Annotated in this window: 16 protein-coding genes; 7 read left to right on the top strand and 9 right to left on the bottom strand. The window is 67.8% G+C overall.

Annotation, left to right across the window (positions count from 1 at the left end; all coding sequences use genetic code 11):
* Nucleotides 1-121: 121 nt before the first annotated feature.
* Together mutL and ACO07J_RS00565 are read left to right on the top strand one after the other, a co-directional pair.
* A complete protein-coding gene (gene mutL, locus ACO07J_RS00560) occupies nucleotides 122-1,984 on the top strand; it encodes a DNA mismatch repair endonuclease MutL (RefSeq protein ID WP_422025293.1) in 1,863 nt (620 codons plus the stop codon).
* Complete coding sequence (locus ACO07J_RS00565) at nucleotides 1,981-3,162, top strand: DNA recombination protein RmuC (RefSeq protein ID WP_422025295.1); 1,182 nt, start codon at nucleotides 1,981-1,983, stop codon at nucleotides 3,160-3,162. The genes mutL and ACO07J_RS00565 overlap by 4 nt, the downstream gene beginning before the upstream one ends.
* A 24-nt stretch (nucleotides 3,163-3,186) precedes the next feature.
* On the opposite strand, the gene ACO07J_RS00570 is transcribed toward ACO07J_RS00565, so the two are convergent.
* Complete coding sequence (locus ACO07J_RS00570) at nucleotides 3,187-3,489, bottom strand: YciI family protein (RefSeq protein WP_422025297.1); 303 nt, start codon at nucleotides 3,487-3,489, stop codon at nucleotides 3,187-3,189.
* An 88-nt stretch (nucleotides 3,490-3,577) separates the two neighbouring features.
* Here ACO07J_RS00570 and ACO07J_RS00575 point away from each other — a divergent pair, with 88 nt between their 5' ends.
* Nucleotides 3,578-4,453: a LysR family transcriptional regulator gene (locus tag ACO07J_RS00575; protein WP_422025299.1), complete on the top strand. Its 876-nt coding sequence runs from the start codon at nucleotides 3,578-3,580 to the stop codon at nucleotides 4,451-4,453.
* Nucleotides 4,454-5,133: 680 nt separating this feature from the next.
* On the opposite strand, the gene ACO07J_RS00580 is transcribed toward ACO07J_RS00575, so the two are convergent.
* The 6 genes from ACO07J_RS00580 to ACO07J_RS00605 all read right to left on the bottom strand — a co-directional run bounded on the left by ACO07J_RS00580 (nucleotide 5,134) and on the right by ACO07J_RS00605 (nucleotide 11,316).
* Nucleotides 5,134-5,625: a transglycosylase SLT domain-containing protein gene (locus ACO07J_RS00580; protein ID WP_422025301.1), complete on the bottom strand. Its 492-nt coding sequence runs from the start codon at nucleotides 5,623-5,625 to the stop codon at nucleotides 5,134-5,136.
* Between the two features lie 129 nt (nucleotides 5,626-5,754).
* Entirely contained in the window at nucleotides 5,755-6,132 is a 378-nt protein-coding gene (locus ACO07J_RS00585; RefSeq protein WP_422025302.1) for a hypothetical protein, read from the bottom strand.
* A 10-nt stretch (nucleotides 6,133-6,142) separates the two neighbouring features.
* A complete protein-coding gene (locus ACO07J_RS00590; protein ID WP_422025304.1) occupies nucleotides 6,143-6,916 on the bottom strand; it encodes a DUF6478 family protein in 774 nt (257 codons plus the stop codon).
* 57 nt (nucleotides 6,917-6,973) lie between these two features.
* Nucleotides 6,974-7,666 carry a hypothetical protein gene (locus ACO07J_RS00595; protein WP_422025306.1) on the bottom strand — a complete coding sequence of 231 codons (693 nt, stop codon included), beginning with the start codon at nucleotides 7,664-7,666 and terminating at the stop codon, nucleotides 6,974-6,976.
* Between the two features lie 7 nt (nucleotides 7,667-7,673).
* A complete protein-coding gene (gene ilvD, locus ACO07J_RS00600; protein ID WP_422025308.1) occupies nucleotides 7,674-9,431 on the bottom strand; it encodes a dihydroxy-acid dehydratase in 1,758 nt (585 codons plus the stop codon).
* Nucleotides 9,432-9,648: 217 nt separating this feature from the next.
* Complete coding sequence (locus tag ACO07J_RS00605) at nucleotides 9,649-11,316, bottom strand: hypothetical protein (protein WP_422025310.1); 1,668 nt, start codon at nucleotides 11,314-11,316, stop codon at nucleotides 9,649-9,651.
* Nucleotides 11,317-11,426: 110 nt separating this feature from the next.
* On the opposite strand from ACO07J_RS00605, the gene ACO07J_RS00610 reads away from it, so the two are divergent.
* From ACO07J_RS00610 to ACO07J_RS00620, 3 genes are all read left to right on the top strand, one after another.
* A complete protein-coding gene (locus ACO07J_RS00610) occupies nucleotides 11,427-12,302 on the top strand; it encodes a CPBP family intramembrane glutamic endopeptidase (protein WP_422025312.1) in 876 nt (291 codons plus the stop codon).
* Nucleotides 12,303-12,385: 83 nt separating this feature from the next.
* Entirely contained in the window at nucleotides 12,386-13,378 is a 993-nt protein-coding gene (gene accD / locus ACO07J_RS00615; protein WP_422025631.1) for an acetyl-CoA carboxylase, carboxyltransferase subunit beta, read from the top strand.
* Complete coding sequence (locus ACO07J_RS00620) at nucleotides 13,375-14,649, top strand: bifunctional folylpolyglutamate synthase/dihydrofolate synthase (protein ID WP_422025314.1); 1,275 nt, start codon at nucleotides 13,375-13,377, stop codon at nucleotides 14,647-14,649. The genes accD and ACO07J_RS00620 overlap by 4 nt, the downstream gene beginning before the upstream one ends.
* Before the next feature lie 133 nt (nucleotides 14,650-14,782).
* Here ACO07J_RS00620 and ACO07J_RS00625 read toward each other — a convergent pair whose 3' ends face one another.
* Nucleotides 14,783-15,637 (bottom strand): SDR family oxidoreductase, encoded by an 855-nt coding sequence (locus tag ACO07J_RS00625; RefSeq protein ID WP_422025316.1) that lies wholly within the window; start codon nucleotides 15,635-15,637, stop codon nucleotides 14,783-14,785.
* A gap of 9 nt (nucleotides 15,638-15,646) precedes the next feature.
* Nucleotides 15,647-16,093, bottom strand: coding sequence for a glyoxalase (locus ACO07J_RS00630; protein WP_422025318.1), 447 nt, complete (start codon nucleotides 16,091-16,093; stop codon nucleotides 15,647-15,649).
* Between the two features lie 100 nt (nucleotides 16,094-16,193).
* Here ACO07J_RS00630 and ACO07J_RS00635 point away from each other — a divergent pair, with 100 nt between their 5' ends.
* Entirely contained in the window at nucleotides 16,194-17,678 is a 1,485-nt protein-coding gene (locus tag ACO07J_RS00635) for an AMP nucleosidase (RefSeq protein ID WP_422025320.1), read from the top strand.
* Nucleotides 17,679-17,806: the final 128 nt, after the last annotated feature.

The following is a 17,806-nucleotide window of genomic DNA, read 5'->3' on the forward strand; positions in this document are numbered from 1 at the left end:
TCCTGAGTTCACATACAGATAATTGAATATGTTTCGTTTCCAACCCCCCGGCCCTGCAATTCTCGCGGCACCGCCGTTCCCGTCTGGCAGAATCGTCTCCACCCATGCTAGGTTTAGCGGAATGAACACGATCAGCCCCAATATAAGCCAAAATCGGCCCGTCATCCGCCAGCTCGACGAAGCCGCGGTGAACCGTATCGCGGCCGGCGAAGTCGTGGAACGCCCGGCCTCGGCGGTCAAGGAACTGGTGGAAAACGCCCTCGACGCCGGCGCGCGGCACATCGATATCGCCTATGCCGACGGCGGAAAAACCCTGATCCGCGTGGCCGATGACGGCTGCGGCATGGCGGCCGACGATCTCCCCCTCGCCCTCACCCGCCACGCCACCTCCAAGATCGACGGCACCGACCTGCTGAACATCCACTCCTTCGGCTTCCGGGGCGAGGCGCTCCCCTCCCTCGGCGCGGTGGGCCGGCTCACCATCACCTCCCGCCCCCCGGGCGCCGACGGCGCCGAGATCGCCGTCACCGGCGGCCGCCTCGGCCCCGTCAAACCGGCGGCCCTCAACACCGGCACCATCGTCACCCTGCGCGACCTCTTCCACGCCACGCCGGCGCGCCTCAAGTTCATGCGCTCCGACCGGGCCGAGGCGCAGGCCATCACCGACACCGTCAAGCGCCTCGCCATGGCCGAGCCCTTCACCGGCTTCGCCCTCCGCGACGTCTCGGGCGGCGGCGAGGGCCGCGTCACCTTCCGCGCCGATGCCGAGACCGGCGACCTGTTCGACGCCCTCCACGGCCGCCTCACCGGCATCCTCGGCCGCGACTTCACCGACAATGCCATCCGCCTCGACGCCAGCCGCGAGGGCCTGCACATGACCGGCTTCGCGGCGCTGCCCACCTACTCCCGCGGCTCCTCGGTCACGCAATACCTCTTCGTCAACGGCCGACCCGTCCGCGACAAGATGCTCTACGGCGCCCTCCGCGCCGCCTACCACGACTTTCTCAGCCGAGACCGCCACCCGGCCGCCGCCCTCTTCATCGACTGCGAACCGGTGCTGGTCGACGTCAACGTCCACCCCGCCAAGTCCGAAGTCCGCTTCCGCGACCCCGGCCTCGCCCGCGGGCTGATCGTCTCGGGCCTCCGCCATGCGCTGGCCGAGGCCGGGCACCGCGCCTCCTCCACCGTCGCCGGCGCCACCCTCGGTGCCATGCGCCCGGAACAACCCGCCCCCCGCATCTACCAGATGGACCGCCCCTCGCCCGCCGCCCGCGCCGCCGCCTACCAGGCCCAGGCGCCCGGCTTTGCGGAGATGCAGGATACCTACTCCGCCCGCGTCGAACCCACCCGCGAGGCCGTCACGCCAGAGACGGACGAGCAGCCGCAAGAACCACGCCCGCAATCCCTCCCCCTCGGCGCCGCCCGCGCGCAGGTGCATGAAAACTACATCGTCGCCCAGACCGACGACGGCATGATCCTCGTCGATCAGCACGCCGCCCACGAACGCCTCGTCTACGAGAAACTCAAGCGCCAGATGGCCGAAAACGGCGTCCGCGCCCAGGCCCTCCTGATCCCCGAGATCGTCGACCTGAGCGAGGCCGACGCCGCCCGCCTCCTCGACGAGGCCGAGGAACTGGCCAAACTCGGCCTCACCATCGAACCCTTCGGCCCCGGCGCCATCGCCGTGCGCGAAACCCCGGCCATCCTCGGCCCCTGCAACGCCGGCGCCATGCTCCGCGACATCCTCGACGAGCTCTCGGACGAGGGCCAGTCCCTCACCCTCCGCGCCCGAATCGAGGCGATCCTCTCCCGCATCGCCTGCCACGGCTCCATCCGCTCCGGCCGCCGCATGTCCGCCGACGAGATGAACGCCCTCCTCCGCGAGATGGAGGCGACCCCCCATTCCGGCCAGTGCAACCACGGCCGACCCACCTATGTCGAACTCAAACTCGCCGATATCGAACGGCTCTTCGGGCGCACATGATCCAGATCGGCGACACCACCCTCAACCTCTCCGACCCGCTCACACTGGCCGCCATCGGCGCCGGCGTGCTGCTCCTCCTCATCACCATCCTGCTCTTCGCCGCCATCCGCGCCGCCTCCCGCTCGGCCCGCCTCACCGAGCCCCTGATCCGCCAGATGGGCGACCTCGGCCAGCGCGTCCAAGGCCTCTCCGACGGCCAGCACCAGCTCTCCGGCGGCCTCACCCACGTGGCCGAGGCCCAGTCGAAGGCCCAGACCAACATGCTCCACCTGATGGAAAAGCGCCTCGCCCAGGTGCAGGAGCAGATGAACGAGAACCTCCACGGCGCCGCCCGCCGCACGGCGCAATCCCTGGGCGAGCTGCAACAACGCCTCACCGCCATCGACAAGGCGCAGGAGAACATCACCAAGCTCTCGGGCGACGTGCTCACCCTGCAGGACATCCTGTCCAACAAGCAGACCCGCGGCGCCTTCGGAGAAATCCAGCTCCACGACATCGTCTCCAAGGCGCTGCCGTCCGACAGCTACACGCTGCAATCCACCCTCTCCAACGGCAAGCGCGCCGACTGTCTCATCCACCTGCCCAACCCGCCGGGCCCGATCTGCATCGACAGCAAGTTCCCGTTGGAGGCCTACGAGGCCCTCCGCAACGCCGCCGATGACCGGCAGGTGCAGGAGGCCGCCCGCTTCCTCAAAACCTCCGTCCGCAAGCACATCCGCGACATTGCCGAGAAATACATCCTCGACGGCGAAACCGCCGACGGCGCGCTGATGTTCCTGCCCTCGGAAGCGGTCTATGCCGAGCTCCACGCCAACTTCCCCGAGCTCGTCCGCGAGGGGTTCGAGGCCCGCGTCTGGATCGTCTCGCCCACCACCTGCATGGCCACGCTCAACACCATGCGCGCCATCCTCAAGGACGCCCGCATGCGCGAACAGGCCGGCGCCATCCGCCGCGAACTCGGCCTGCTCTTCGCCGATGTCGACCGGCTCGGCAACCGCGTCGAGAACCTCGACCGCCACTTCCACCAGGCGGCCAAGGACATCTCCGAAATCAAGATCTCCGCCGACAAGGCCGGACGCCGCGCCAAGCGCCTCGACAATTTCGACTTCGAGGAATTGGCGCCCGAAACCGAACCGACCATCGTGAAGCTGACCAAGCCCGACACCCAGGGCGGCTGAGATACCGCCCCCGTCCGGCCCGGCTCAGGGCATCGGGATCAGCCGTTTGCCCCCGGCAAACACCTGCCGCCACTCGATGATCGCATAGGATTTGCGAAGCCCGGTCGGCCAGAACGGATCCTCCCGCACCAGCCGCTCGGCCTCCTCCATCGTGCCCGTCACGATCCACAGCCCGTCGCGCCCCGCCCCCTGCGGGTCCGCAAGCGGCCCCGCCGCCGCGATCCGGTCCGCGTTCCTTTCGAGAAACTCCAGGTGCCGCGCCATGTGGGTCCGGCGGATATCCGGGTCGGCATCGGGGGCATCTTCAAACAGGATGACATAGGTCATGGGGGCGCTCTCCTTCTCTGGCACGTTCCACCATCGCACATCAAATCTGCAGATTGTGCCGGCAATAATGCCGCCTTACTCTGCATTCATGCAGAGCCTCGACTGGAACGATCTCAGGTACTTCCTCGCCCTCCACCGCGCCGGCAAGCTAAAGCCGGCGGCCCGCGCGACCGGCGCAAGCGAGACCACGGTGACACGCCGGATCAGGGCCCTCGAACAGGCGCTCGGCGCTCCGCTGTTCCTGCGCGGCGCCGCCGGACGGTACGAGCCCACCGACACCGCCCTCCGGATCCTGCCCCATGCCGAAGCGGTGGAAAACGAAACCCGCACGATCCGTGAAACGACCGGCGCGGCGGCCCACGACATTGCCGGCACCGTCCGCATCAGCGCGGTGCCCATCATCGTGAACCGCGTGCTCGTGCCGCATCTTCAGGCCCTCGCCCGAACCCACCCGCAACTCACCGTCGAACTGGTCCCCGACGCGGACAATCTCGACCTCTTCCGGCGCGAGGCCGACCTTGCCCTGCGCTTCGCGCGCCCGGACAGCGGCGGTTTGCGCACCAAGGCCCGGAAACTGGGCGAGATGGCTTTCGGCCCCTACGCCGCCCGCGCGGCGCCGCCCGACGATAGGGATGCGCCCGGCTGGATAACCTATGACGACGCCCGGTCCGGCCTGCCCCAGGCGCGCTGGCTCGACACCGCCGCCAACCGGCCCGCCGCCACGCGCACCGGCCTGAAGGTCGCCGATGCCGAGACCGCGCTCGAGGCCGTCGCCCGCGGGCTGGGGCAGTCCCTCCTCCCCCGGATGATCGCCGACACCGATCCGCGCCTGCGCGCCCTGGACGTGGATGGCACCGAACGGCTGCCCGTCCGCGAGCTCTGGTTGCTCTCCCACGCCGACCAGGGCGCCCGCGCCTCGGTTGCCGCGGCGGTCGACTGGCTGGCCGCCCTGCCATGGCGCTGAGCCGTCGCGTGCCTTCCGGGGCAACGCCACGACAGCGGGGGCATCCTGGGGGACAAACCCTGCGATTTCCCTACCCCCAACGCCCGCCCCGTTCACGAACCGGCCCTCTCGCCCGCCCCGGGCTCTGACACCGCAAAAAACACCGACAAAATACCGACGTTATACCGACGCGATACCGACATCGGCTTTTCCCGGTGATTTCAGCTGGTTAACGCGGATTTCTCCGCCGACCCGACAGCCACCGCCGACCCGCCCATTTTCCCCGCCCGTAAACCTTTCCGTAGGGTGGGTGCCAACCCACCATCGCGCCTGAAAATCGATCACGACCGAAGCGTTCTTCAATCCCCCGGTGAAAAGCCGCGCATCGACGGGCCGTGGCGCGGCGAACCAACGCTCGTGATGGGCAGTTTATGCCAGCCAAGCCCCTCCAACCTACGAACGCGCCACTCCATCTGCCAAATCGCCGTGCCGTCGGGACGGCCCGTCGATGCGCGGCGGGCTTCGCCCTTGTTCCGCGCAGCACAACCCTCAACCCCGTCACACCGTCCCGGCCCCCGAGCCGGGACCTCGCCCCCGCAGAGCTCCCGGATCAACCCCGGGGCGGGAACCACCACCACCATCCCCAAAAACAAAAAGCCCCGGGAACCCCGGGGCCTTGCCTTCAAGCTCTCGCGAAACGCCTACCCGCGGCAGTGCTTCGCAATCTCGCGGTTCAACAGCCCCGTCTCGACAAGCTGGCACCGCTTCTTGGCCTCGTAGTAATAGCCCCGCGCATACCACATCACCGCCTCGTCCATGTTCCCGTCGGAAACAAGCCACGCGCCGCGCAGGTACTTCACCGCCCATTTCAGGTTGGTCTCGGCATCCAGCAGATCGCTCGCCTGCCCCTGGAAACCGATGCCCCGCGCCGTCGCCGGCAGGATCTGCATCATCCCGTAATATGGGCCGTTGCGCGCCTTGGGCCGGTAATCGCTTTCCCGCTGCACCACCTTGTGAACCAGCGGCCGCGGCACGTCGTAATGATCGGCGTACTTGTTGATCAGAACGCGAAGCTCCGGCGTCTCGTTCGGGAAAAGCGGCATCGCCGCCCGCGAAACTTCCGGTTCCCGCGCCTCGCCACACGCCGCCATCGCGACCATGCCGAGGCACAGCAAAATATTCTTGAGATTCATTCGGTGCCCTGTCCCAAAACCCCGTGGTGACCGCAGGAAGGGGGAAAACACCCGAATCGGCAACCGGAAAGCCGAATCAGGGGCCGTTCCGGCAAGAATCTGCCCGTCACCGACCAGGGCGAAACCGCCTCACCTCGTCTCCAGGCAATGCCGCCGGAAGGCCCGTTTCAGCATGTCCAGCTCCTCCCGCAGAAGGGTCACCTCGGCCCGGATATCATAGCTCAGCGCATCCCCCGACATCAGGGCGAAATCGCCGATCTTCTCGCCCGTGACCCGGTCGAGGATCAGGAAGGTCTGCACCCCGTCGGCGATCACCTCCGCCGGGATCGGCACCCGCAGCACCCAAAGCTTTTCCTCTGGCTTTTCAATGATTTCGACGCCGTCCAGCGGGGTCTGCAGGTGGGTGACGTCGACCTCCGGCGCGGCCGTCCCGCCGCTCTCCCGGGTCAGCACGCCTTCCCATACGCCCTCGAACAGCCGCGTCTTGGTGAGTGTCAGATCGGTCATGGAAACTCCCTCAGAACTCCGCCCTCGGCCGCCGGCTCAGCGTCAGGTCGCGCACCGTCACCTGGCTCATCTGCGGGTTCTCGAAGATCAGGTCGATCCAGGCCCGCTCGACCCTTTTTTCATTGATGTTCGAATAGGCCAGGTCAAACTCCGCCATGACCATTTCCTCCTTCAGGGGAAGCTCCCTGACAAGCTGCTCGGTATTGGGTCCATGCTTGATATTCAGCCGCACGAAGATCTCCAGCGGCTTCTCCAGCTCGGCGATCGTATCCACCCTCACAAGGTGCGACCGGGTAAGCCCCTGCACCGCCCCGTCCGGCAGATCCAGCGCCAGCGACAGGAAGGATCCGTCGAAGTTGAACACGTCCATCCGCAACCCGAACGGCGCCAGGTCGGCCTCCCTCAAATTGCGCACCTGCCGCAGCGTCAGCTCGGAATGCTTGCAGTCGTGGAACAGCACGATCTCGTCGCCCAGCCGCGCGTTGCTCTGCGCCGACGACACCCCCGGCACCGCCAGCGGATTGCGCCACAGCGACGGCCGCCAGGCCCAGTCGGTGCCATGCGGTTTCGGAAACACCGCCGACCCGATCACCGGAAGCGCCAGCCGGTGATCGGCCACAGCGATCAGCTCGTTCAGCTCGTGCCGAAGCTTCCGCGCCGCGGCCCGTTCCTTCCGCAAGTCCTTGAAAGAAAACGAAGGCGCCTGCCGCGCCGCCGTCCGCCACCGGCGCAGCGACCGCCGCTGCGCGATCCAGTCCAGAACCGAATTTCTCAACACTGCCATTCCGGGTCCACTCTGTCTGGTCCGCCCTGTCCTGCCTCGGTTAACCCGGCCCCATCATTATCCGGAATCCGTTGACAATCCACTCGAATCCGAACTTTCCGGTTCGGGTTGCGGCGCCTTTTGCGTGGCCGGCGGCGCCACCGGGCGGGCCGGGCTGGCCCGCCGGATCGACCTTGCCAGGTCGGTCAAAAGCGCCCGCCCGTCCTTACCCGCCATCGGGCTGCCCTCGCGGGCGTAAAGCGCCAGCGCGATCAGGTGACCGTTCAACAGCATCCCCCCGCGCCAGTGCCGCGCATCGCCGCCATCCAGCACCCCGTCGCCGCCACTGGCAAAATGCACCAGCGTCACATCCGTGGTCTCGTGGGCGGCAATCACCTTCGCCGGCGCCATCAGCGCGGCGATCTCGCCCGGCGTGGGCCGCGCCGCGCCGGGGGCGTCGGGCAGCACCGAAATGGTCATCAGCAGCGGCTCCACCCCGTGCCCGCGCAACCCGCTCAGCGACTCGCAGCTGGCCAGCAGGACGAACCCGCCATCGCGGCTCCGCCGCAGCGTCCGCCGGTCGATGCAATAGCCCGCCGGGCCCCGCACGACGACATCGCCGTCATACATCTGGACCTTGCGCAGCGCGTCCCGCGTGGCCGGCTCACTGCCCGAGGCCAGGAACCCGAGCGCACCCGGCTCGCCGCCGATACACCCCGCCAGCGGCAACATCGCCGCCAGCGCCACGGCGCGGAGAACCCCCCGGGCCATGCGCCTGTCAGATATCCATGTACACATGCCGCTCGGCCTTGCCGCCGGGATGGGTCACCGCGCCCTTGTAGGTCTCGCCCACCAGCTGGGCATATTTCCACAGCGCGCCCGAGGCATACATGGTCTCGCGCGGGCCGCCCCAAGCCTCTTTCCGCTTGGCCAGCTCCTCCTCGGAGAGGTCCACCGACAGCGCGCCCTTGATGGCGTCGATGGTGATCATGTCGCCGTTCTTCAACAGCGCGATCGGCCCGCCATGCGCGGCCTCCGGCCCCACGTGACCGACGCAGAACCCCCGCGTCGCGCCCGAGAACCGGCCATCGGTGATCAGCGCCACCTTCTTGCCCATGCCCTGCCCGGAAAGGGCGGCGGTGGTGGCCAGCATCTCGCGCATGCCCGGGCCGCCGGCGGGGCCCTCGTTGCGGATGACGATCACCTCGCCCTCCTCGTAGCCGCGGTTCTGCACGGCGGCAAAGGCGTCTTCCTCGCATTCGAAGACCCGCGCCGGGCCGGTGAAGACTTGGTTCTCGGCGGCGATTCCCGCCACCTTCACGATGGCGCCCGCCGGGGCAAGATTGCCCTTCAGGCCGACCACGCCACCGGTCTTGGTGATCGGTTTGTCGATCGGATAGATCACCCGGCCATCGGCCTCGCGGTCGATCCGGTCGAGCTCCTCGCCGATGGACCGCCCGCTCGCGGTCACGCAATCCTCGTGGATGAGGCCGGCCTTGCGCAGTTCCTTCATCACCACCGGGATGCCGCCCGCGTCGAACAGGTCCTTCGCCACGTACTGCCCGCCCGGCTTGAGGTCGACGAAATAGGGCGTGTCGCGGAAGATCTCGCACACATCGTCGAGGAAGAAGTCGATCCCCGCCTCGTGTGCGATCGCCGGCAGGTGCAGCCCGGCATTGGTCGACCCGCCGGTACAGGCCACCACCCGCGCGGCGTTCTCGAGGCTCTTCTGCGTCACCACGTCCCGCGCGCGGATGTTCTTGTCCAGCAGGTGCATCACCGCGTGGCCCGACGCCTCGCCATACTGGTCACGGCTTTCGTAGGGCGCGGGCATCCCCGAGCTGTTCATCAGCGCCAGCCCGATCGCCTCGGAGACGCAGGCCATGGTATTGGCGGTGAACTGCCCGCCACAGGCGCCCGCGCTGGGGCAGGCGACGCGCTCCAGCATTGCCAACGCCTTGTCCGACAGCTCCTTGTTCTGGTGCCGGCCGACCGCCTCGAACATGTCCTGCACGGTCAGGTCGCGGCTGCGGAAATCTTCCGGAATTTCATCCACCTGCGGCGCCTTGCCCGGCAGGATCGAGCCGCCGTAGACGAAGACGCTCGGCACGTTGAGCCGCACCATCGCCATCATCATCCCCGGCAAGGACTTGTCACAGCCCGCAAGCCCCACCAGCGCGTCATAGCAATGGCCGCGCATGGTCAGCTCGACCGTGTCGGCAATCGCCTCCCGGCTCGCCAGGGACGAGCGCATGCCCTCGTGGCCCATGGCGATCCCGTCGGTGACGGTGATGGTGGTGAACTCGCGCGGCGTGCCGTGGGCTTCCTTCACGCCCCCCTTCACCGCCTGCGCCTGCCGGCTCAGCGCGATGTTGCAGGGCGCGGCCTCGTTCCAGCAGGTCGCGACGCCGACCAGGGGCTGGTGAATCTCTTCCTCGGTCATGCCCATGGCATAGTAATAGGACCGGTGCGGCGCGCGGGCGGGGCCCTCGGTCACGTAACGGCTGGGCAGCTTGGTCTTGTCGAACTTCGTCATCTGGGGGCCTCCTGGAGCGTCGTCTCAACGGTCTAGGATAGAGCCGCCCGTGGGGCAAGCCGGTTGTCCCCTCGAGGCGGGGTCGCGGGCCGCGCTGTCGGATGCCTCCGGCGGGGATATTTGGACCAAGAAGAAGCCCGTGGCGCACACCCGGCTTCTTCTGGCCGGAAATATCCCGGGGGAGTCGCGCCCTTGGCGCGGCGGGGGCAGCGCCCCCTTACTCCGCCGCCTTGAGCGCCGCCTGCGCGCAGAAGCACGACGCCGCCACGGCTTTGTCGGCCCGGGCCTGGGCCAGGTCGAGCCGCTGGCGCACCTGCGCGATTTCCACCGCTTCACCCCGCGCCTTGAGGCAGTCGTGCAACCCCTTCAGGGCCCAGACGTTATCCGGGTGAACCGTCGCCCGCGACAATTGCCCGCCCAGCCCCAGATCCTCGCGGAACACCGCCTCCGCCTCGGCGATCCGGCCCTGTTCCAGCAGCAGAGCGCCCAGCGCGTGCCGCGTGGGCTGCATCCAGCCCCACGGCTCGTCATAGGGCAGACTGTCATCCAGCGCGACCGACCGGCGCAGTGCCGCGAAGGCCTCGTCGAACCGCCCTTCGCGATAGAGGATCTCGCCCCGCAGCATCTCGGCCCCGATGGCCAGCAGGTCGACCACCCTGTTGTTGTGCAGGAGCCGGCTTTCCGGCACCCGCGCCATCGCCGCGTGGTAGAGTTTTTCTTCCGCCAGCGCCTTCTCGACCTCGCCCAGCGCCGCATGGCCGACGCCCCGCGCGTAATGCACATGCGCGGCCAGGGTGCAGTAAAGCTCCGGGTCGTCCGGAAGCCGAAGCTGCGTCGCCTCCCGCCACCGCCCGAACCGCACCAGCACATGCGGCTCGAAGCCCAGGTAGGCCTCGAAGTAATCCGCCATCGGCGGGCTCTCCATCCGCAGCAATTCCTCCGGCACGGTCTCGAACGCCCCGCGCACTGCTCGCAGCGCGGGTTCGATCTGGCCCAGGAACATCGCCCCGTAGATGACGAAGTGATAATTGTGCAGCCGGTAGCCGGAATAGATGTTGTAGGGCCCCCGTTCCCGCCAGAACCGCTCGTCCGCCCGCACCGCCGCCTCGTTCCAGTGCACCACGTTCTGGTAATGCCCGCACAGCACGTCGATATGGGTGGGCATGTGGATGAGGTGGCCCGCATCGGGCACCAGCATCCGCAGCGCGTCGCCGACCTTCAGCGCCTTCTCGGGGAAGGGCGACATCTCCATCAGGTGCACGTAGAGGTGCAGGACGCCGGGATGCCCCATCGCGCCGGGCAACGACATCGCCGTCTCCAGCACCGCCTGCGCCTCCTCGGTCCGCGCGCCGGGGGCGGGCCGGCCGGTCGGCAGGTCCCACATCTTCCAGGGCGTAATGTTGAGCAGGGCCTCGGCAAAGATCGTGCAGATTTCGAGGTTGTCCGAGTGGTCGCCATGGACCGACCGCATCGCGTCGGCGAAATCGGTGTTCCAGCCCTTCATCACCTTCAGATCGGCCGGCTCGCCCTGCGGATACCGCGCCGGCAGCGCCCGGATCAGGGCCGCCTCCCACGCCGTGACAGTATCGACCAGCGCCAGCGCGGCCTGCGCCGCCTCATGCCCCACGGAGAGCGCCGCCGCGCGGCCCGCCTCGTCGAACAGGTCCCACGGCATGTTGTAGTTGGGCCCAGCCGCATACCCCCTGCCCCAATGGGCCATGGCACAGCCCGGATCGGCGGCGATGGCCTTGTCGAAACAGGCGACCGCCTCCTCGTGATTGTAGCCGTATGTCCACAACAGGCCCCGGTCGAACCAGAGCTGCGCCTCGTCCGAGCCTGTCGTTACCGGAAAGCTGTGTGCCCCCAGATCGAAATATCCGTCCATGCCGACTCTCCCCTGTCCGGCGACAGGATACCGGAAGCGGCAGCCTGCGTTGACCCCTTTTCTCCGGGGCGCCATTGCCCCTGCCCCGCCGCGCCCCTAGCTTGGCCGTCATGCGCTATGACGCCCACGACGCCCTGACCGCCCCGGCGCGGCCCTCGGCCCACCCGCTGCGGCTCGGGGCGGGGGTGGTGCTGGTCGTCCTGTTCTACCTGCCGATGGCGTTCGCCTATGCCGGTGTCGCCCCGGCGCTGCTGGGGTACGACGCACCGGCCGCCCTGATCGGGGGGCGTACGCCGCTGGCGGTGCTGATCCTGCTCTTCGAGTTCACCTTCCTGATCGTCGCCCTCGGGATGGTCCTGCGACTGATGCACCAGCGCGGCCTTGCCAGCCTGATCGGCCCGGCGGGCACGGCCGCCCGCCAGTTCCTGCGCTGCACTCGCTACCTGCTGCCGCTCTACCTGTTGCTGACGGTGATGCCGATGCCGCCGGAATACCAGCTCAGCGCCAACCTCTCGCCCGGCACCTGGGTGCTCTGGCTGCCGCTCGCGCTGGCCTGCGTGCTGATCCAGTGCGGCGCCGAGGAGATGGTGTTCCGTGGCTACCTGCAAAGCCAGCTCGCCGCCCGCTTCCGCAGCCCCGTCATCTGGATCGGCCTGCCCTCGGCGCTGTTCGGGCTGTTCCATTACGATCCGCTCCTGGCCGGCCCCAACGCCTGGGCGCTGATTCTCTGGGCCGGGCTGTTCGGCGTGGCCGCCGCCGACCTGACCGCGCGCACCGGCACGCTGGGCCCGGCACTGGCGCTGCATTTCACCAACAACGTCTTCGCCATTCTCGTCACCGCCCCGGCCGGCAACCTCGACGGCATCGCGCTCTACACCTTCCCCCTGGCGCTCTATGAACAGGGGCTCGCCTGGTACGTCATGCCGATCGAGATTCTCTTCACCCTCTGCGCCTGGCTCACCGCCCGGATCGCGCTGCGCCGCTAGGCCCTCCTGCAAGTCCGATTGCATTCCGCGCGCCCGGCGCTTATTTCAGGCGCCATATGGCCAAGCCGCAAAAGGGCGACCGGATGAACTGGATCACCAACTACGTCAGACCGCGGATCAACTCGATCTTCTCGCGCCGGGAAATCCCCGAGAACCTGTGGTCGAAATGCGATGAATGCGGCACCATGCTGTTTCACCGCGAACTGAGCCAGAACCTCAACGTCTGCACCAATTGCGGCCACCACATGCCGATCACGCCGCGCGCCCGCTTCACGGCGCTGTTCGACGGCGGCACGTTTTCAGAGGTCGACGTTCCCCTGCCCACCGCCGACCCGCTGCATTTCCGCGACCAGAAGAAATACCCCGACCGCATGCGCGCCGCCCAGAAGACCACGGGCGAGAAAGAGGCGATGCTGGTCGCCCGTGGCGAGATCGGACGCACGCCCATCGTGGCGGCGGCCCAGGATTTCACCTTCATGGGCGGCTCGATGGGCATGTATGTCGGCAACGCCATCATCGCCGCGGCCCAGGAGGCGGTGAAGCTCAAGCGCCCGCTGATCCTGTTCTCGGCCGCCGGCGGGGCCCGGATGCAGGAAGGCATCCTCAGCCTCATGCAGATGCCCCGCACCACCGTCGCCGTGCAGATGCTGCGCGAGGCCGGGCTGCCCTATATCGTCGTGCTGACCCACCCCACGACCGGCGGCGTCACCGCCTCCTACGCGATGCTGGGCGACGTGCATATTGCCGAACCCAACGCGCTCATTTGCTTCGCCGGGCCGCGGGTCATCGAACAGACCATCCGCGAGAAACTGCCCGAGGGCTTCCAGCGGGCCGAGTACCTGCTCGACCACGGCATGCTCGACCGCGTCACCCCGCGCACCGCCATGCGCGAGGAGCTGATCACCATCACCCGGATGCTGCTTGGCCTGCCGCCGGCGGTGAAGGGCGACCTGCCCGCGCCCGCGCCCGAACCGGACACCGCCGAGGCGACGCCACCCGCGCCGCCCCCGGTCGACCCGCCGGAGAATCCCAAACCGGCCGCCAAGGCCGACACGAAAAAATCCGGCAAGGCATGAGCGGCGCCTCCTCCGACGTCATCCTCGAACGGATGATGTCACTGCACCCCAAGATCATCGACCTGACGCTCGATCGTGTCTGGCGCCTGCTCGACCGTCTGGGCAATCCCCAGGACGCTATGCCGCCCGTGATCCACATTGCCGGCACCAACGGCAAGGGCTCGACCCTGGCGATGATCCGCGCCGGGCTTGAAGGGGCGGGCAAGCGCGTCCACGCCTACACCTCGCCCCATCTCGCCCGGTTCCACGAACGCATCTACCTCGCCGGATCACTGATATCCGAGCCCGACCTGACCGCGGTGCTCGACGAATGCTATGCGGCCAATGGCGGCGAGCCGATCACCTATTTCGAGATCACCACCTGCGCCGCCCTGCTGGCCATGTCGCGCACGCCCGCCGATTACGCCCTGCTCGAGGTGGGCCTCGGCGGGCGGCTCGATGCCACCAACGTCATCGCCCAGCCGGCGCTGACCGTCATCACGCCGGTCTCGATCGACCACGAATCCTTCCTCGGCGACACGCTACCCAAGATCGCCGCCGAGAAGGCCGGAATCCTCAAGCGCCGCGTGCCCTGCGTCGTCGGCCCCCAGGCCGAGCCGGCGCTGGAAGTGATCGAGGCCACCGCCCAACGCCTCGGCGCGCCGCTCCTCGCCCATGGCCAGCACTGGCACGTCATCACCGAACGCGGGCGGCTGATCTTCCAGGACGAAACCGGCCTGCGCGACCTGCCCCTCCCGAACCTGCCCGGCGCCCACCAGATCGAGAATGCCGGCGCCGCGCTCATGGCCCTCCGCCACCTTCAGGCCGGCGACACCGCGTTCGAAGCGGCGGTCACCCAGGCCCGCTGGCCCGCCCGGATGCAACGCCTCACCCACGGCCCGCTGATCGACGCCGCCCCCGAGGCCGAGGTCTGGCTCGACGGCGGCCACAACCCTGCGGCGGGCGAGGCGCTGGGGTGCTACCTCGCCAGCCTGCCCGACCGGCCGATGCACCTTGTCTGCGGGATGATGAACACCAAGGACGTCCAGGGCTACATGCGCCCGCTCGCGGCCCACGCCGCCAGCCTCACGGCGCTGTCCATCCCGGACGAGCCCAATACGCTCTCGGCCGAGGACACCGCCGCCGCCGCCCGCGCGGTGGGGATGGAGGCCGGCATCGCCGACAGCGCGCTCGAGGCCATCCGCGCCATCGTGGCCGAAGACCCCCACGCCCGCATCCTGATCTGCGGCTCGCTCTACCTGGCCGGCTCGATCCTGCGCGAAAACGGTTGAGTTACGCCCCCGGAATTTGCGCAAATTCCGGGTAAGAAAATGCGCATTTTCTTACCAGTTTTCCGCGCGGAAAACGCCCCCGAAACCGAGATCTTCAAAAGATTTCGGACCGCGTTCTTTCAAAGAACGCGCCTCACCCCGCCTCGGCCAGAAGCGCCTTCAACCCCGTCCGGTAATCCGGATATTTCAGCTCGACCCCCAGCTCCTCGCGGATCCGCCGGTTATCCACCTTCTTCGACTCGGCATAGAAGGACCGCGCCATCGGGCTCATCTCCGCCTCCTCGAACGGCACCTCCGGCGGCACCGGCAGGCCCAGCAACTCGGCGGCATGGGCGATCACGTCCTGCGGCGGCGCCGGGTCGTTGTCGCAGACATTATAGGCCGCGCCCGGATTCGGCCGGGCAATCGACGCCTCCAGCACCTGCGCGATATCCTCGACATGGGTCCGGCTGAACACCTGGCCCTGCTTGATGATCCGCCGCGCCGTGCCGTTGCGGACCTTCTCGAACGGCCCCCGCCCCGGCCCGTAGATCCCCGCCAGCCGGAAGATGTGCAGCGGCAGCCCGTCGATGTCGCGCCATTGCGTCTCGGCCATGACCCGCAGCTTGCCACGCTTCGTGGCGGGGGTCAGCGGCGCGCTTTCATCCACCCAATTGCCGCCGTGATCGCCATAGACGCCGGTGGTCGACAGGTACCCGGCCCATTCCAGCTTGGGCGCCATCTCCCGGATCCGCGGCTCCAGCTTCGCCAGCACCGGGTCGCCCTCCTCGTCCGGGCCGGCCGACACCAGTATATGCGTGGCCGCCTCGAACGCCTCCGACAGGTCGCCATCCGGCCACATCACCGGGATCACGCCGTCTTCCCGCAGCGCCTCGGCCTTCTCCGCCTTCCGCGTCGTGCCGTAGATCACCCAGCCCTGCGGCAACAGCCGCTTCGCCAGCGCCTGTGCCGAATAGCCGTGCCCGAAGGATATCAGTGTCTTGCCCATGCGCCCGGCCTAGCCAACCGCCGCCTGCTCTTCAATACTCAGCGCCCGCGAAGCCACCCAGGCATAGCCGTTCTCGCACAGGATGAACGTCTCGCGCAGGCCGTGCGGCTTGTTTGCCGGTGCCTGCAGGATGTGCCAGCCCCCGGCCTCCGCCCGCGCCGCCGCCTCGTCGGGATCGCTGCCATACAGCCGGATCTCGATCCCCGCGCCGCGCGGCGGTGTCTCGGGCAACAGGCCCAGCAGCGGGTTCTCCGAATAGGTGTGATCGCCATGCAGCTGAAACACCTGCCCCCCATAGATCATGATCGCGAAATCCCGGCTCGCCCGATGGCTCGCCATCCCGAAAACCGCGTCGAGAAACCGAATTTCCGCCGCCACGTCCCGCACGAGGATGTTCAGCCCCAGCCCTTTCAGCGATGTGCCGAACTCTGCCGCGCTGACCGTTTCGAAATCCATATCCCCCCTCCCAGGCTGCCGGAATACCGGCGCAGGTTGATCCGCCCGCTCCCGCGTGTCAACGTGAGCGGCAAAAGTTGAATGTGACGGGAACAATCCGATGGCGCCGACAGACCTCTCCGGCGGGGTACACTCCCCCGACCTGCCCGCGGCAGAGGATTTTCGCGACCCGGGGAAAGCCGTCGACCGGCTGATCGAGCTTTACGACACCGCCGCCGCCTTCCTGTGCGATACCTTCTCCGACGCGGTCATCAACGGCGCGCCGGCCCACCGCATCCGCGCCTATTACCCGGAAATCCGCATCACCACGACCAGCTTCGCCAAAATCGACAGCCGCCTCAGCTTCGGCCACGTGGCCGAGCCCGGCACCAACGCCACCACGGTTACCCGGCCGCGGATGTTCCGCAATTACCTGCTGCAGCAGCTCAAGCTGGTGATGGACAACCACGACGTGCCCGTCACCATCGGAGTCTCCGACACGCCGATGCCGGTGCATTTCGCGGTGGCCAACGATGCCGGTCTCACCGTGCCGCAGGAAGGCGCGATGGATTTCACCCTGCGCGACTATTTCGACGTGCCGGACCTCACGACCACCAATGACGACATCGTCAACGGCACGTTCCAGCCCGGCCCCGACGGCGCCGGCGCGCTGGCGCCCTTCACGGCGCAGCGGATCGACTACTCCCTCGCCCGGCTGTCGCATTACACCGCCACCGCGCCCGAGCACTTCCAGAACCACGTGCTGTTCACCAACTACCAGTTCTACGTCTCTGAGTTCGAGGCCTATGCCCGCCGCGTGCTGGCCGACCCCGACAGCGGCTACGAAAGCTTCGTCGGCCCCGGTAACGCCACCATCACCGAACCCGACGCGCCGCTCGACCTGCCGCTGAAACTGCCGCAGATGCCGACCTATCACCTGACGCGCCCCGGCGCGGCGGGCATCACGCTGGTCAATATCGGCGTCGGCCCCTCCAACGCCAAGACGGCGACCGATCATATCGCCGTGCTGCGCCCGCATGCCTGGATCATGGTGGGCCATTGCGCCGGCCTCCGGAACACCCAGAGCCTGGGCGACTTCGTCCTCGCCCATGCCTACCTGCGCGAGGATGGCGTGCTCGATGCCGACCTGCCGGCCTGGGTGCCGATCCCGGCGCTGGCGGAAATCCAGATCGCACTGGAAGAGGCGGTCGCGCTGGAAACCCGGCTCAAGGGGTACGACCTTAAGCGGATCATGCGCACCGGCACGGTCGCCAGCTTCGACAACCGCAACTGGGAACTGCGCGACCAGTCCGGCCCGGTGCAGCGCCTGTCGCAATCCCGCGCCATCGCGCTCGACATGGAAAGCGCCACCATCGCCGCCAACGGCTTCCGATTCCGGGTGCCCTACGGCACGCTGCTCTGCGTGAGCGACAAGCCGCTGCACGGCGAATTGAAGCTTCCCGGCATGGCCAGCGACTTCTACAAGACTCAGGTCGCACGGCATCTCATGATCGGAATCCGCGCCATGGAAACCTTGCGGGAAATGCCCCTGGAACGCATTCACAGCCGGAAATTGCGCAGTTTCGACGAGACTGCCTTCCTCTGAAGGGAAAAAATCGGCACAAAATCCGCGAAATACCCTTCTTTTCTTACACTATTCGTTGTGTTCGCTCTCAAGATACAGTTAAATCACCGCACGAGGCCCATAGGAACGGGCAGTTGAAGGAGACCAGA

Origin of the sequence: Roseovarius sp. (assembly GCF_965228755.1) — a bacterium.
In the GTDB taxonomy this organism is placed as follows: domain Bacteria; phylum Pseudomonadota; class Alphaproteobacteria; order Rhodobacterales; family Rhodobacteraceae; genus Roseovarius.